We start from the raw sequence: 15,779 nt of genomic DNA, 5'->3' as shown, positions 1-15,779 counted from the left end.
CACGTGGAACACCGCCCCCACCCGGTCACGCCTGCGCGGCCCACCACTCCTTGAGTGCCACGGTCGCCGCTTCCTCGCCCAGCGGACCGTTCTCCAGCCGGAGCTCCAGCAGGTGCTGGTAGGCCTTGCCCACCGCCGGTCCGGGCTTGATGTCCAGAATCTTCATGATCTGGTTGCCGTCCAGGTCCGGGCGGATCGCATCCAGCTCCTCCTGCTCCTGGAGTTCGGCGATCCGTGTCTCCAGGCCGTCATAGGTGCGGGAGAGCGCCGCCGCCTTGCGCTTGTTGCGAGTCGTGCAGTCGGAGCGGGTCAGCTTGTGCAGCCGGTTCAGCAGCGGCCCGGCGTCCCGTACATAGCGGCGAACCGCCGAGTCGGTCCACTCGCCGCTGCCGTAGCCATGGAAGCGCAGATGCAGCTCCACGAGCCGCGAGACATCCTTCACCTGCTCATTGGGATACTTGAGCTGGGTCAACCGGGACTTCGTCATCTTGGCGCCCACCACCTCGTGGTGGTGGAAGGAGACGCGGCCGTCCGGCTCGAAGCGGCGGGTCCTGGGCTTGCCGATGTCGTGCAGCAGCGCGGCCAACCGCAGGAGCAGGTCGGGCCCCTCGGTTTCCAGATCGATCGCCTGCTCCAGCACGGTCAGCGTGTGCTCGTACACGTCCTTGTGCCGGAAGTGCTCGTCGCGCTCCAGACGCAGCGCCGACAGTTCCGGCAGCACCCGGTCGGCCAGGCCGGTGTCGACCAGCAGCCGCAGCCCCTTGCGCGGGTGGGCGGAGAGGATCAGCTTGTTCACCTCGTCCCTGATGCGCTCGGCGGAGACGATGCCGATCCGGTCCGCCATCGCCGTCATCGCGCTGACGACCTCCGGAGCGACCTCGAAGTCCAACTGCGCGGCGAACCGCGCGGCCCGCAGCATCCGCAGTGGATCGTCGGAGAAGGACGACTCAGGGGTACCGGGGGTGCGCAATACGCGAGCCGCCAGGTCATCCCGGCCCCCGTGGGGATCGATGAAGTCCACCCCGGGCAGCGCGACCGCCATCGCGTTGACCGTGAAGTCGCGGCGGACCAAGTCCTCCTCGATGGTGTCGCCGTACGACACCTCCGGCTTGCGCGAGGAACGGTCGTAGGACTCGGACCGGTAGGTGGTGACCTCGATCTGGAAACTCTTGGCGACTCCCCCTTCACGGGTGTCCTTCCGCGCGCCGACCGTCCCGAAGGCGATGCCGACCTGCCAGACCGCGTCCGCCCAGGGCCGCAGGATCCTGAGCACTTGCTCGGGCCGGGCATCGGTGGTGAAGTCGAGATCGTTGCCGAGTCTGCCCAGCAGGGTGTCCCGGACCGAGCCGCCGACGAGGGCGAGCTGGAAGCCGGCCTCGCTGAAGCGACGGCCGAGTTCCTCGGCTACGGGCGCGACCCGGTGGCGGGCCTGCGGGGTCTGGGCAGCATGGTTGGCATTCGGCACAACGTAAAAGGGTACGGGTCCCCGGCCACCCGTGGCGCCCCGGTTTCCCTGGCCCCGGCAAGCCGGACTCCGCAGCACTCACGCACAGTCCCGCTCGTTAACATGCCAGCACACACTTCCGACGGACGACCGACGACCGACAACGACGAGGGACGGGCGAAACGCGTGGGCGAGGCGGCACAGGCACCCGGAACAACCCCGTCGGGTCCCCGGCGGCGGCTGCTGCGGGGCAGCGCCCTCATCGTGGGAGCGACGCTCCTCGCGGGTCTGCTGCAGACCGTCCAAGCCACCGGTTCACAGGCGCAGAGCCCCACCGGCTCCCACACCGCGAGCCTGACCCTGCACGGCCTCAGCCCGAGGATCCCCACCAAGGACGACTCGCTCACCGTCTCCGGCACGGTGGTGAACGACAGCAAGTCCACCATCACCGACGCGCACATCGGCGTGCGGATCGGCCCCGGCGGCCCGCTCGGCACGCGCAGCGCGCTGAAGAGCGTCGGTTCCCGTACCGGCTACTCGAACGCGCTGGACGGCAGCGAGATCGACGGCCACACCGTCAAGGTGCCGAAGCTCCCCGCTGGGGTCAGCGCGTCCTTCACCCTCAAGGTCCCGGTCAACGCCCTCGATTTCGGCCCTTCCGGCGTGTACCAGTTCGGCGTAGCCCTGTACGGCCAGAGCGCTGTGGAACCGTGGAACCACGTCCTCGGCATCAAGCGGACCGTCCTGCCCTGGTACGACGGGCCGACCGCCAAGCCGACCCAGCTCAGCTATCTGTGGCCACTCACCGACCGACCACACGTAGCCCCGCGCGGTGACACCGACTCCCAGCAGAGCCCGATCTTCCTGGACGACGACCTGGCCAAGGAGCTGGCCCCCGGCGGACGCCTTCGCGAGATGGTGGATCTGGGCAAGGACCTGCCGGTGACCTGGGTCGTCGACCCGGACCTGATCGCCTCGGTCGACGCCATGACCAAGAGCTACCGGGTCGCCGGTCCCGGCGGCGATGTCACCAGGACCACGCCGGGCGCCGGCTCCGACCTCGCCAGGCGGTGGCTGAACGAGCTCAGGGCAGCCGTTTCCGGTGACCAGGTGGTGGCGCTGCCGTTCGGTGACACCGATCTGGCCTCGCTCGCACACCAGGGCAGGCGCGTCCCCGGTACCATCGGCCACCTCAAGACCGCTGAGCTCCTCGGGGTCACCACCGTGCGGACCATCCTCGGAGGCAAGCCGTCCGCCGACGTGGCGTGGCCGGTGGACGGCGCGACCGACGCCTCCATCGTGTCGGTGGCCCGGGCCGCCGGGGCACGCCGGATCATCGCCCGCAGCGACACCTTCCCGGAAGACTCGCTGAAGTACACGCCCACCGCGGCCCGTCCGATCGGCGGCGCCACCGCGATCGTCGCGGACGCCTCGCTGTCGACCGCCTTCTCCGGCGACATGCTGTACGCCCAGAACGCCAACCTGGCGATCCAGAGCTTCATCGCGCAGACCCTGCTGATCACCATGGAAGCCCCGGCGAACCAGCGCACGCTCCTCGTGGCCCCGCAGCGCAGGCCCACCGTGTCGCAGGCGCGGGCGCTGGCCGCCGCGATCGACGAGACCGACGGCAGTGACTGGGCCGACGCCGTCCCCTTCGACACCGCCGCCAAGGCCCGTCCTGACGCGCGGGCCGGCCGGAAGGTGCCGTCGGCGCGCGCGTATCCGGCGAGGCTGCGCAGGCAGGAGTTGTCGGCCGGAGCCTTCCAGCAGATCAGTGAGACGCAGAAGCACCTCAACGACTTCGTGGTGATCCTCACCCGCAAGGACCGGGTAACTGTGCCGTTCGGCAACGCGGTGCTGCGGTCGATGTCCTCGGGGTGGCGCGGCACCCCGGGCAGCGAGGCCTTCCGCAACGCCATCGGCGGCTATCTCCAGGACCTGATCGGCGCGGTGCGCGTCCTCGACAAGCAGTCGCTCACCTTGTCGGGCCGCAGCGGCACCATCCCCGTGACGGTCAAGAACGACCTCGGGCAGCCGATCACGGGACTGGTACTGCGCCTCACATCGGACCGGAACATCCGGCTGGAAATCCGCGGTCCGCAGCAGCCCATCTCGATCGAGGGCGGGCATACCCGTACTCTGAAGTTCCAGACCACCGCGAGCGCGAACGGTCCGGCGCATGTGACCGCGGCCCTCTACACCCAGAACGGCGCGCTCTACGGCAAAGGCGTCGGGTTCGACGTCAAGATCACCAAGGTCACCGACCTGGTCATGCTGATCATCGCTGCCGGCCTGCTGCTCCTGGTGCTCGCGGGGGTACGGATCTACCGCCAGCGCAAGCGCCAGACCGCGGTGGAGGACGACGACGGCGGGCCCGAAGGCGACGGCGGCAACGACGCGGACGGCGGCGAGGCGGACGGTATCGATCCCGGGCAGCCGGGTGACCCGGCGGCTGACACCGGACAGGAAAGCGTGGAGCCGTCCCCGGCAGGTGAGAAGGTGGACGGATAGCCAGCGGACATAAGGTGGGGCACTGATGAACGCGCCGTACGACGGTGACCGCGACGCTGCGGGCCAGATGCCTCCATCGCCCGAGCAGCGTCCCACGCCACCCGACCCCTATCTGCAGAACACCTACGCCTACGATCCGTACCGGCAGCAGGATCCGGCGGCGCAGGACCCGGTCGGTGAAGCGCTGTACGACCGCTCCGCGCACCCCCCGGCGTCACCGTACGGTCAGCAGTGGCAGCAGCCGGGCTACCCGAATCCGCCCTACGGGGACAATGAGGCGACGCAGTACGTAGGGGTGGACGACCTGGTCGGGCAGTCCGGTCCGCCGCACCCCGAAAACGACGCTTTCGGGCACCTCTTCCGCGACCAGCAGCTGCCCGGCGGCTACACCGGCGACCAGCAGCCACCCCGCGGCTACACCGGGCAGCCCCAGGACCCGCAGCAGCAGCCGCAGCAGCCACACCCGCAGTACTCGCCCGAGCAGCAGCCTCAGCGCCCCCGGGATCCCCGGCAGAGCTACGGCCAGCAGCCCCCACAGCACCAGGACCCGCAGCAGGGCGGTTACCAGCAGCACGGCTATCCGCAGCAGCACCAGCCGGGCCATCCGGCGGCGTACCCGCAGCAGGACCCGTACGGGCAGCCCGGGTACCCGGACCCCCGGTACGCCGACTCCGGCTACGGCGATCCCCGGTACGCCGGCCAGGAGTACGCCGACCCGCGGTACGCCGACTCCCAGTACGCGAACCCCGGTTACTCCGACCCCCAGTACGCCGATCCGCGGTACAACCATCCGTACCAGCAGGCTCCGGCGCAGCAGCCCATGCCCGTGGAGGAGATCCTCCCGCCGCCCGACGCGACCGGGGAGATCCCCGTTGTGCGGATGCCCGCCCCGGCGGGGAGCGGCGGCCGGGCCGGCAGCATCCTCAAGTCCAGCGCGCTGATGGCGGCGGGCACCCTGGTTTCCCGTGTGACCGGCTTCGTCCGGACCCTGGTGATCGCCGCCGCGGTCGGCGTCGCCACCCTGGGCGACTCCTACGCGGTCGCCAACACCCTGCCGACGATGATCTACATCCTCACCATCGGCGGCGGCCTGAACTCCGTCTTCGTGCCGCAGCTCGTCCGCGCGATGAAGGACGACGACGACGGCGGCGCCGCGTACGCCAACCGGCTGCTCACCGTCGTCATGGTGATCCTCGGCGGCATCGTGGCGGTCACCGTGATCGGCGCCCCCCTGCTGGTCCGGCTGATGTCCGCGAAGATCGCCGACAACCCGGACACGTACGACGTGGCGATCACCTTCGCCCGCTACTGCCTGCCGACGATCTTCTTCATGGGCATTCACGTGGTGATGGGCCAGGTGCTCAACGCCCGCGGCCGGTTCGGCGCGATGATGTGGACGCCGGTCCTCAACAACATCGTGGTGATCTTCACCTTCCTGATGTTCATCTGGGTGTACGGCTCCTACAGCACGACCCGGATGGACGCCACGACCATCACCCCGGAAGGCGTCCGGCTACTGGGGATGGGCACCCTGCTGGGCCTGGTCGTGCAGTCGCTGGCGATGCTGCCCTACCTGCGGGACGCCGGGTTCAAGTTCCGGCCGCGGTTCGACTGGCGCGGTCACGGGCTGGGCCACGCCGCCAAGCTCGCCAAGTGGACGTTCTTCTTCGTGCTGGCCAACCAGGCCGGTCTGATCGTCGTCACCCAGCTCGCCACCTGGGCGGGCGCCGACGCCGACAAGAACGGCGACCAGGGCACCGGCATCACCGCGTACAACAACGCGCTGCTCATCTGGCAGATGCCGCAGGCCATCATCACCGTCTCGGTGATGGCTGCGGTGCTCCCGCGGATCTCCCGGGCCGCCGCCGACGGCGACATCACGGCCGTTCGCGACGACCTCTCCTACGGCCTGCGCACCTCGGCGGTCGCGATGGTGCCCGCCGCGTTCGCCTTCCTGGCCCTGGGCGTACCGATGTGCAGCCTGCTCTACGCGAGCACCGGCACCGACTCCGCACGCAACATCGGCTTCATCCTGATGGCTTTCGGCATCGGCCTGATCCCCTTCTCCGTGCAGTACGTGATCCTGCGCGGCTTCTACGCCTTCGAGGACACCCGCACCCCCTTCTACAACACGGTGATCGTGGCCGCGGTGAACGCCGCCGCGTCCGCCGTCTGCTTCCTCGTGCTGCCCTCCCGCTGGGCGGTGGTCGGCATGGCCTTCTCCTACGGTCTGGCATACGCGGTCGGTGTCGGGGTAGCCGCCAAGCGTCTCCGAGTGCGGCTGCGCGGCAATCTCGACGGGCGGCGCGTCGTACGCACCTACGCCCGGCTGACCGGCGCCTGTATCCCGGCGGCCGGGCTGGCCGGCGCCGCGGTGTACGTCATCACCGGGGCACTGGGCAGTGGCGCGGTCGGCTCGCTGGCGGCGCTCGTCGTGGGCGGCGGACTGCTGCTCGTGCTGTTCTTCGCCGCCGCCAAGCGGATGAGGATCGAGGAGATGACCGCGATGATCGGCATGGTGCGGGGGCGTCTGGGCCGCTGATCGGGCGGGCCCGCTCGGGATGTCGCGCAACCATCACGGTCTGCCGTGTGTCGTGCATAGAGCGGGAGTGTGGGCACAATTGTCATCGGCTTGACGAGAGATCGCGCAATGGGATGGGGAGGCAGGAACGACGGTGGCGGATCGGAGCACGGCCGCCGTCGGAGTGGCCAACGAGGACGGCGAGGCGCCGCCCGCCGCCCGGCAGGACGGCGCCACATCCGACGGAAACACGACGGACGACCAGAACGGCAGCACTTCCGACGGCACCGCGACCCGGGCTGCGCCGGAGGAGCGGCAGACTCCCGCAGCCCAGTCGGCCAAGCAGACCGAAAAACCGGCCGCCGAGCAGACACCGGGGAAGCCCGCTGAGAAACCCGGCGTGGCCCACACCGGAGATGCCGCCGAGACCCCCGACGCCAAGCCCGCCGAGAAAACCCCGGAGAAAGCCGCCCGGACCGCCGAGCAGACCGTCGAGCTGCGGGCCAAAGGTGCCGCACCCGCCACCGGGGAGGCCATGACGGCCCCCGCGGCGACCAAACGGCAGCCCCGGCCGCGCACCACGGCCCCGGAGTTGCACAGCGGTCACAAGCTCGCCCGCCGCTACCAGTTGGCGGAGTGTGTCACCCGCGTCGACGGCTTCAGCAGTTGGCGCGCGCTCGACGAGAAGCTGCGCCGCGCGGTGGGCATCCACATCCTGCCCGCCGACCACGCGCGCGCCCGCCAGGTGCTGGCCGCGGCCCGCTCCGCCGCGCTGCTCGGTGACCCGCGCTTCGTCCAGGTTCTCGACGCCGTCGAGGAGAACGACCTCGTCTACGTCATCCACGAATGGCTGCCGGACGCCACGTCGCTGGCTGATCTGCTGACCGCGGGTCCGCTGGAGCCGCACGAGGCGTACCAGATGGTCAGTCAGGTCTCGCAAGGCATGGCCGCCGCCCACCGTGAGGGCCTGGCGCATCTGCGGCTCGACCCGGGCGATGTGCTGCGTACGGTCTCCGGGCAGTACCGGATCCGCGGGCTCGCCGTCGCCGCCGCACTGCGCGGTATCAGTTCCGACCGGCCGCAGCGCCAGGACACCGAGTCGATGGGCGCGCTGCTGTACGCCTCCCTCACCCAGCGCTGGCCGTACGAGGAGGACGCGCACGGCCTCACCGGGCTCCCCAAGGGAGTCGGGCTGGTCGCCCCCGACCAGGTACGCGCGGGCGTTCACCGGGGCCTGTCCGAGATCGCGATGCGTGCACTGGTGAACGACGGCGCGACCGCCTCCCGTGAGGAATCGCCCTGCACCACGCCCGAGGAGCTGGCGAAGGCCATGGCGGGAGTCCCGCGCATTCGGCCCCCGGAGCACGTCCCGCCGGTCTACCAGCCGACCGCCTTCCAGCAGCCCCCGCCGCCCCCCGGCGGTGCCACCCGCACTCCGGTGGCCGCACCCGTGCCGCCGCCGGCGCTGCCCGGCCGTACCGGACAGGTCCTCAAGTGGGCCGTGGCCGCCCTGCTGATCGTCGCGATCGGGCTGGGCAGCTGGCAGCTCGCCGACGCCCTCAAGTCCCGTGAGAACCGCTCCGCGGGCGCCACACCCACCGGGCACAAGGGCGGCCAGAAACCGACGCGCCCGCCGGTGGGACCGATCGCGATCACCGATGCCAAGGACTTCGATCCGCTCGGCGACGGCAGCGAGTCACCGTCCGAGGTGAAGTACGCATACGACGGCGATCCGTCCACGTACTGGCAGAGCAGCTGGTACATGAACTCCGAGTTCGGCGGGCTCAAGTCCGGTGTCGGCGTGATCGTCGACCTGGGCGCGGCCAAGAACGTCAGCAGCGTGAAGGTCGACTTCACAGGGGGCGACACGTCGGTCCAGCTCCTGGCCGCCGCCTCGGGGACGTCGACCAGGCCGACCGCGCTCACAGGCTTCACCAAGGTGGCCACGGGTTCCGGGACGCAGGTGACGCTGACTCCCGGGTCCAAGGTCACCACGCGCTACCTGCTGGTGTGGTTGACGAAGCTGCCGCAGACCCCGGACGGCCATTTCCGCGGCAAGATCGCCGAGATCAGCGTCAAGGGCTGACGTACGGCGGGCAGGGGGAGTCTGGCCTTGGAGGGAAATCCGCTCGGCAGTGTCGGCGATGCCGAACTCCTCGCGCGGCATGTCGCGGGCGACCCCGACGCGTTCGGGGAGCTGGTCCGCCGGCACCGGGACCGGCTGTGGGCGGTCGCCCTGCGGACGCTCGGCGACCGTGAGGAGGCCGCTGACGCCGTGCAGGACGCCCTCGTGTCGGCCTTCCGGTCGGCGCACACCTTCCGCGGTCAGTCGGCGGTCACCACTTGGCTGCACCGGATCACGGTGAACGCCTGTCTCGACCGGGCCCGCAGGAGCGCCTCCCGGCGCACGGCGCCCGTCGCCGACGAGAAGAATTTCGAGGCGCTGATGGAGCCGCACGAGTCCGCCGAAGCACCGGCCGAGCGCGGCGAGCTCCACCGGGAACTGCTGGCCGCCCTGGCCACCCTGCCGGCCGAGCAACGGGCCGCGCTCGTCCTGGTCGACATGCAGGGTTACCCGGTCGCCGAGGCCGCGAAGGTGCTGGACGTGGCAGTCGGCACGGTCAAAAGCAGATGCGCGCGGGGCCGGGCCCGCCTGCTGCCACTTCTCACTCATCTGCGTATCGGTGGCGGGGATAGCGCCGCTGCGGGTGGGGGAAGGAACCGGGCGGAGGGGGCATCCGTCCCAGAGACGGGAACGGAAAAGGGCGGAGGTGGCCACCGGTGACGTCGACGACGGGTACGGACCCGCATCCCGAGGTCGCGGAGCTCTCCGCGCTCTCCGAAGGCATCCTGCCCCCGGACCGCAGCGCCGACGTCCGTGCGCACGTCGCGCACTGCGCTCTCTGCTCGGACGTGCTCGACTCGCTGGAGGAGATCCGCGGACTGCTCGGCACTCTGCCGGGACCGCAGCGGATGCCCGAGGAGGTCGCCGGACGGATCGACGCGGCGCTCGCCGCCGAGGCTCTGCTCGACGCCACCCGGCCCCGTGTTCCACGTGAAACCACACCGCATGTTCCACGTGGAACATCGAGCGCACCCGTCGGCCATGCCGACGGACCCACCGGCCCGGGCCACCGGGGTCCCTCCGGCGGGCCCGGCAGACCGGGCAGGTCCGGCAGCCACCCGGTCGGCCGTGACCGCCGCCGGAACCGCGGGGTGCTCGCCGCGATCTCCGCCGCTGCCGCGCTCGTCCTGAGCGGTGTGCTGTATCTGACAGTCTCCGGAGGTGGCGGTGCGGTGAACCAGACCAGCGCGGACAGCGGGAAGAAGGCGGAGGCCTCGGCCACCGAGTCGGTGGCCGAGCAGGTGCGTCTCCTGCTGGCCGAGCCGCCCGGCGGGCACACCCGTACCCCGATGCTCCACGACACCACCGAGCACACCGTCGCCGGGCCGGAGCCGCACGCGGCGACGGCCGTGCCCCCTTGTGTGCTGAAGGCCACTCAACGTTCCCAGCCTCCGCTGGCCGCGGGTCGTGAGGCCTTCCAGGGCGCGGACGCCTACCTCCTGGTTCTGCCGCACCCCGGCGACAGCACTCTGGTGGACGCCTTCTTCGTGAACGCCTCGTGTACGGTCTCCGCTCCGGGCACGGTGCTCTTCCAGGGCACCTTTCCTCGCTAGTCGTACCGGAGCCATGACAGGCGCGTGCAGCACACTGCCGCGGGAATGCGAGGCCCGTAGGATCCGTTAGGCACGACGTGAGTCCAGCCAGGGCCCCGCAGCAGTTTGCAGAGACGAGGAAACGACCCGTGAGCGACGTCCGTAATGTGATCATCATCGGCTCGGGGCCCGCGGGATACACCGCGGCGCTCTACACGGCACGCGCCTCTCTCAACCCGCTGGTCTTCGAGGGCTCGGTGACCGCGGGGGGTGCGCTGATGAACACCACCGAGGTGGAGAACTTTCCCGGCTTCCGCGAAGGCATCATGGGGCCGGACCTGATGGACAACATGCGCGCCCAGGCCGAGCGCTTCGGTGCTGAGCTGGTCGCGGACGATGTGACGGCGGTCGACCTCAGCGGCGACATCAAGACGGTCACCGATTCGACGGGCACGGTGCACCGAGCGAAGGCGGTCATCGTCGCCACGGGCTCCCAGCACCGCAAGCTCAACCTCCCCAATGAGGACCAGCTCTCCGGCCGCGGGGTGTCCTGGTGCGCCACCTGTGACGGGTTCTTCTTCCGCGAGCAGGAGATCGCCGTGATCGGGGGCGGTGACACCGCGATGGAGGAGGCGACCTTCCTCTCGCGGTTCGCCAAGTCCGTGAAGGTCGTACACCGCCGCGACAGCCTGCGCGCCTCCAAGGCCATGCAGGAGCGTGCGTTCGACGACCCGAAGATCTCCTTCGTCTGGAACAGCGAGGTCGCAGAGATCCACGGCGAGGGCAAGCTCACCAGTCTGACCCTGCGTAACACCAAGACCGGCGAAACCTCGGAGCTGCCCGTCACCGGCCTGTTCATCGCCATCGGCCACGACCCGAGGACCGAGCTCTTCAAGGGAGTCCTCGACCTGGACGCCGAGGGCTACCTCACCGTGCAGTCGCCGAGCACGCGCACCAACATTCCCGGGGTCTTCGCCGCAGGAGACGTCGTGGACCACACCTACCGTCAGGCGATCACCGCGGCCGGCACCGGATGCTCGGCCGCCCTGGACGCCGAACGGTATCTGGCGGCGCTGGCCGACGCCGAGAAGACCGCCTGAACCGCATTCCACCACCCCGCACGCATCGACATCTGAGGAGACTCTGTGGCCGGCAAGACCAAGCCCGTGACCGACGCGACCTTCGCCGAGGAGGTACTCGCCAGCGACAAGCCCGTCCTGGTGGACTTCTGGGCGGAGTGGTGCGGCCCGTGCCGCCAGATCGCCCCTTCCCTGGAGGCCATCGCCGCGGAGCACGCCGACGACATCACCATCGTCAAGCTCAACATCGACGAGAACCCGGTCACGGCGGCCAAGTACGGTGTGATGTCCATCCCGACTCTCAACGTCTACAAGGGCGGCGAGGTCGTGAAGACCATCGTCGGCGCCAAGCCGAGGGCCGCGCTCGAGCGCGACCTCTCCGACTTCATCGGCTGACCCAGTTCCACACCCCGTGCGTGCGCCACATGGCGCATGTTCCACGTGGAACATCGACGGGCCCGCTTCCCCTTCATCGGGGAGCGGGCCCATTCGCTTGTCCGCCGTTGCGGCCGACCACGCGCGGTGTGAAAGCTACAGAGGCCGCAAGGCCGGTTCCTTCTGGACTGCGCCCAGCAGCCGGTCGATCGCCATCTCGACATCTTCCTTCCAGGAGATCGTCGAGCGCAGTTCCAGCCGCAGCCGGGGGTACCGCGGGTGCGGTCGGACGGTCTTGAAGCCCACGGCGGTCAGGTGGTCGGCAGGCAGCACACAAGCCGGCCCGCCCCACTTCGCGTCGCCGAACGCCTCAATGGCCCTGAACCCCCGCCGGACCAGATCCTTGGCGACCGTCTGGACCAGCACCCGCCCGATCCCCTGCCCCTGGTAGCCGGGGAGAATCCGGGCGGTCATCAACTGGACGGCGTCCGCAGACACGGGGCTGGTGGGGAATGCCGTGGAGCGCGGCACGTAGGCGGCCGGGGCGTAGATCACGAATCCGACCGGGGCTTCGTCCACATAGACCACCCGGCCGCAAGAGCCCCACTCCAGCAGAACCGCGGAGATCCAGGCCTCCTTCTCCAGCTCGGGCTTGCCCGCCTGGACGGCCGCCTCGCCGCTGACCGGGTCGAGTTCCCAGAAAACGCAGCGGCGGCAGGGTTTGGGAAGATCCGGGAGGTTGTCCAGGGTAAGTGGTACGAGCCGACGTCCCATGTGGCCAAGACCCCATCTCTGCCGCGAACCAGCCTGCCCCCGGGCACCCCGGCGGGAACCGCCGGGGTGCGATCGCATCACTCGGCGTCGTCCTCGGACTCCTCGTCGAGACTGCTCTCCAGAACCTTGCCCTCACCGGGGGCCATGGACCCCAGGATGCGCTCCAGGTCCTCTATCGACGCGAACTCCACGACGATCTTTCCCCGCTTTTGACCGAGGTCGACCTTCACCCGGGTGTCGAACCGGTCGGACAACCGCGAGGCAAGGTGCGTCAGCGCCGGGGACACCCGTCGGCCGGCGCGTGGGGCCGCCGACTTCCGGGTGGCCTTGGGCTCGCTGTTCATCAGCGTCACGATCTCCTCGATCGCGCGCACGGACAACCCTTCTGCCACGATCCGGTGGGCCAGCCGGTCCTGCTCCTCCGCGTCGTCCAGCGCGAGCAGCGCGCGGGCGTGCCCGAAGGAGATCACTCCGGCCGCGACCCGCCGCTGTACGGGGGCCGAGAGCTTCAGCAGCCGCAGCGTATTGGAGACCTGGGAGCGTGAGCGCCCGATGCGGTCGGCCAGCTGCTCATGGGTGCAGGCGAAGTCACGCAGCAATTGGTCGTACGCCGCCGCCTCCTCCAGGGGGTTCAGCTGAGCCCGGTGCAGGTTCTCCAGGAGGGCGTCCAGGAGCAGCTTCTCGTCGTCGGTGGCGCGGACGATCGCGGGAATCCGTTCCAGACCCGCCTCCCGGCAGGCCCGCCATCGGCGCTCGCCCATGATCAGCTCATAGCGGTCCGCACCGATCTGCCGCACCACCACCGGCTGGAGCAGACCCACCTCTTTGATGGAGAGGATCAGCTCGTTCAGGGCGTCCTCGTCGAAGACCTCACGCGGCTGGCGCGGATTCGGCGTGATGACGTCCAGTGGCAGCTCGGCGAAGTAGGCGCCGGAAACCGGGATTGTCGACGCGGTGAGCTCCGGCTCTGTTTCACGTGAAACAGGGATGTCGACCACCGGCGACGCGGACTCGGGTGTTCTGCGGTCCACCAGACCGGCGACCTTGGCCGCAGCGACGCCGCGCCCCGGCGTCAGGACGGGTACGGACACCGCCGATGTATTCGCCGACTGCGGCGCGGCCGGGATCAGCGCGCCGAGACCACGGCCGAGCCCTCTGCGTCGATCACTCACTGGATCCCCTCCGACATGCTGTGCGGGTTGTGCTCGTTGGGCTCGCCCTGCGGGTCGTACTCGACCGCGAGGCCGCCGGACGGGCCGGCGGACAGACCGCGCAGCGCCATTTCCCGGGCCGCCTCCAGGTACGACAGCGCACCGCTGGAGCCCGGATCATAAGTCAGTACGGTCTGGCCGTAGCTGGGTGCCTCGGAGATCCGGACGGACCGCGGGATGCTGGTCCGCAGCACCTCCTTGCCGAAGTGCGTGCGCACCTCCTCCGCGACCTGGGACGCCAGCCGGGTCCGGCCGTCGTACATCGTCAGCAGGATCGTCGAGACATGCAGCTTCGGATTGAGGTGGGCGCGGACCAGGTCGACGTTCTTGAGCAACTGCCCCAGCCCCTCCAGCGCGTAGTACTCGCACTGGATCGGGATGACCACCTCCGCACCGGCCACGAGGGCGTTGACCGTCAGCAGGCCGAGCGAGGGCGGGCAGTCAATCAGGACGTAGTCCAGCGGCTGCTCGTACGACTCGATGGCCCTCTGCAGCCGGCTCTCGCGGGCCACCAGGGAAACGAGTTCGATCTCGGCGCCCGCCAGGTCGATCGTGGCAGGAGCGCAGAACAGCCCCTCCACGTCGGCGACCGGCTGCACGACATCGGAGAGCGGCTTGCTCTCCACCAACACGTCGTAGATGGAGGGGACTTCGGCATGGTGGTCGATTCCCAGTGCCGTGGAGGCGTTGCCCTGCGGGTCGAGGTCGATCACCAGTACCCGGCCGCCGTGCAGCGCAAGTGAGGCCGCCAGATTGACCGTGGTGGTGGTCTTGCCCACCCCGCCCTTCTGGTTGGCGACCACCATGACGCGGGTCTGGGGCGGTCGGGGCAGTCCCTCGCCGGCGCGCCCCAGCGCCTCAACGGCCAACTGGGCAGCGCGACCGATGGGGGTGTCATCCATAGGAGGCAATGTTTCACGTGAAACATCGCTTCCGAACCCCGGGGGCCCGGAATAGGGTCCCCGGGCTGATTCAGCGGAGCGGGGACCGGGGACCGGATCGGCCATCGGCCCCGCGATGTTGGCGTCGGACCGCAAGGACTCACTCTCCTCGACTTCAGGCTCGCAATGAGAAGAGCCTGCCATGCCCGAGGGGTGCTGAACCAGCGAGGCCCGAGAGCCTGTGGATAAAACCCGAGAATTATCCACAGGCGCGATCTTCTTCATGGGTTTGTTGGCACGCGCCTCCGCCGCGGCACGACCGCGACTGAGAACGCCGGGAAGCAGGGAGCGACGTTTCACGTGGAACACGATGCATAGCGCCGCGTCGCTTTTTCAGCAGACACTCCGAGTTATGTCGGTTTGGCCGTTTGTATGGCCTACAGCGCTCAGCGACGTTTACGTCCGCCGCTCCCGCCACCGCGCGGCACCCGGCTGGCCCGCGCCGCCTTCGCCCGGCGGGTCGCCGCCCGTACGCCACCCGGGCTCTCGCCGACCAGCACCCGTACCACTGTGGACATCGGATCGACCAGGCCCGCGCCGACCTGAACGACCGAGGCATCCACCGCGCCCAGACGGCTGAGCGCCGCACGCGACGCCTTCAGTTCCTCCTCGGCGGTGTCGCCCTTGAGTACCGCCATCTCGCCATGGGGCCGGAGCAGCGGCAGACCCCAGCCCGCCAGCCGTTCGAGCGGGGCGACCGCCCGCGCGGTCACCACGTCGACGGCCGACAGCTTGCCCACCATCTCCTCGGCCCGGCCGCGCACCACCGTCACGTTGGTCAGCCCCAGCAGCTTGACCACCTCTTCGAGGAAGGTGGTCCGGCGCAGCAACGGTTCCAGCAGCGTGATCTCCAGATCCGGCCGGGCCAGCGCCAGCGGAATCCCGGGCAGACCGGCCCCGGAGCCGACATCGCACACCGAGACGTCCCGCTCGATCACCTCGGACAGCACCGCACAGTTCAACAGGTGCCGCTCCCAGAGCCGGGGCACCTCGCGCGGACCGATCAGGCCGCGCCGCACACCCGCGTCGGCAAGCAGCTCGGCGTAGCGCAGCGCGTCCGCGAAGCGGTCGCCGAAGACGGTCCTGGCCTGCTCCGGCGGCGCGGGAAGCTCCGCTGCTGCCTCGGTCACTGGGGCTGTCCTTTCCTAGGTTCTCCACCAGGCGTACACGATCGGGCTGACAAATGCAGGGCAATGCCAAAGCTTCTCCGGAACCGCGCGATCAGCCTGACAAGCCTCGGCCCCGCCTGCGAACAGACGGGGCCGA

12 protein-coding genes are annotated in these 15,779 nt (G+C 69.8%); 7 read left to right on the top strand and 5 right to left on the bottom strand.

Features of this window, described 5'->3' with window-relative positions; translation table 11 throughout:
• Positions 1-25: 25 nt before the first annotated feature.
• Positions 26-1,465: a CCA tRNA nucleotidyltransferase gene (locus tag VIW71_RS26460; protein ID WP_331625161.1), complete on the bottom strand. Its 1,440-nt coding sequence runs from the start codon at positions 1,463-1,465 to the stop codon at positions 26-28.
• A 102-nt stretch (positions 1,466-1,567) separates the two neighbouring features.
• Between VIW71_RS26460 and VIW71_RS26455 the strand changes: the two genes are divergently transcribed.
• From VIW71_RS26455 to trxA, 7 genes are all read left to right on the top strand, one after another.
• A complete protein-coding gene (locus VIW71_RS26455) occupies positions 1,568-3,955 on the top strand; it encodes a DUF6049 family protein (RefSeq protein WP_331625160.1) in 2,388 nt (795 codons plus the stop codon).
• Between the two features lie 25 nt (positions 3,956-3,980).
• Entirely contained in the window at positions 3,981-6,497 is a 2,517-nt protein-coding gene (gene murJ / locus VIW71_RS26450; protein WP_331625159.1) for a murein biosynthesis integral membrane protein MurJ, read from the top strand.
• A gap of 133 nt (positions 6,498-6,630) precedes the next feature.
• Positions 6,631-8,562 carry a protein kinase family protein gene (locus VIW71_RS26445; RefSeq protein ID WP_331625158.1) on the top strand — a complete coding sequence of 644 codons (1,932 nt, stop codon included), beginning with the start codon at positions 6,631-6,633 and terminating at the stop codon, positions 8,560-8,562.
• A 27-nt stretch (positions 8,563-8,589) separates the two neighbouring features.
• Positions 8,590-9,261, top strand: coding sequence for an RNA polymerase sigma factor SigM (sigM, locus tag VIW71_RS26440; protein WP_414720856.1), 672 nt, complete (start codon positions 8,590-8,592; stop codon positions 9,259-9,261).
• Positions 9,258-10,154 carry an anti-sigma factor family protein gene (locus VIW71_RS26435; RefSeq protein ID WP_331625157.1) on the top strand — a complete coding sequence of 299 codons (897 nt, stop codon included), beginning with the start codon at positions 9,258-9,260 and terminating at the stop codon, positions 10,152-10,154. The genes sigM and VIW71_RS26435 overlap by 4 nt, the downstream gene beginning before the upstream one ends.
• Positions 10,155-10,282: 128 nt before the next feature.
• Complete coding sequence (gene trxB / locus VIW71_RS26430) at positions 10,283-11,233, top strand: thioredoxin-disulfide reductase (protein WP_331625156.1); 951 nt, start codon at positions 10,283-10,285, stop codon at positions 11,231-11,233.
• Between the two features lie 45 nt (positions 11,234-11,278).
• A complete protein-coding gene (gene trxA / locus VIW71_RS26425; protein ID WP_331625155.1) occupies positions 11,279-11,608 on the top strand; it encodes a thioredoxin in 330 nt (109 codons plus the stop codon).
• A 135-nt stretch (positions 11,609-11,743) separates the two neighbouring features.
• Here the strand turns inward: trxA and VIW71_RS26420 are convergent, their stop codons facing one another.
• The 4 genes from VIW71_RS26420 to rsmG all read right to left on the bottom strand — a co-directional run bounded on the left by VIW71_RS26420 (position 11,744) and on the right by rsmG (position 15,643).
• Positions 11,744-12,361: a GNAT family N-acetyltransferase gene (locus VIW71_RS26420; RefSeq protein ID WP_331625154.1), complete on the bottom strand. Its 618-nt coding sequence runs from the start codon at positions 12,359-12,361 to the stop codon at positions 11,744-11,746.
• Positions 12,362-12,438: 77 nt separating this feature from the next.
• Complete coding sequence (locus VIW71_RS26415) at positions 12,439-13,533, bottom strand: ParB/RepB/Spo0J family partition protein (protein ID WP_331625153.1); 1,095 nt, start codon at positions 13,531-13,533, stop codon at positions 12,439-12,441.
• Positions 13,530-14,657: a ParA family protein gene (locus VIW71_RS26410; RefSeq protein ID WP_331625152.1), complete on the bottom strand. Its 1,128-nt coding sequence runs from the start codon at positions 14,655-14,657 to the stop codon at positions 13,530-13,532. Before VIW71_RS26410 ends, VIW71_RS26415 begins: the two co-directional genes overlap by 4 nt.
• A gap of 242 nt (positions 14,658-14,899) precedes the next feature.
• Positions 14,900-15,643, bottom strand: coding sequence for a 16S rRNA (guanine(527)-N(7))-methyltransferase RsmG (rsmG, locus tag VIW71_RS26405; RefSeq protein ID WP_331625151.1), 744 nt, complete (start codon positions 15,641-15,643; stop codon positions 14,900-14,902).
• Positions 15,644-15,779: the final 136 nt, after the last annotated feature.

This window comes from Streptomyces sp. (genome assembly GCF_036524955.1).
In the GTDB taxonomy this organism is placed as follows: Bacteria; Actinomycetota; Actinomycetes; order Streptomycetales; family Streptomycetaceae; genus Actinacidiphila.
This window is presented reverse-complemented; position numbering and strand designations above follow the sequence as displayed.

Coding starts and splice junctions, on each gene's coding strand:
- VIW71_RS26420 (WP_331625154.1), bottom strand. CDS start 12,361: ATGGGACGTCGGCTCGTACCACTTACCCTGGACAACCTCCCGGATCTT.
- VIW71_RS26455 (WP_331625160.1), top strand. CDS start 1,568: ATGCCAGCACACACTTCCGACGGACGACCGACGACCGACAACGACGAG.
- VIW71_RS26410 (WP_331625152.1), bottom strand. CDS start 14,657: ATGGCAGGCTCTTCTCATTGCGAGCCTGAAGTCGAGGAGAGTGAGTCC.
- murJ (WP_331625159.1), top strand. CDS start 3,981: ATGAACGCGCCGTACGACGGTGACCGCGACGCTGCGGGCCAGATGCCT.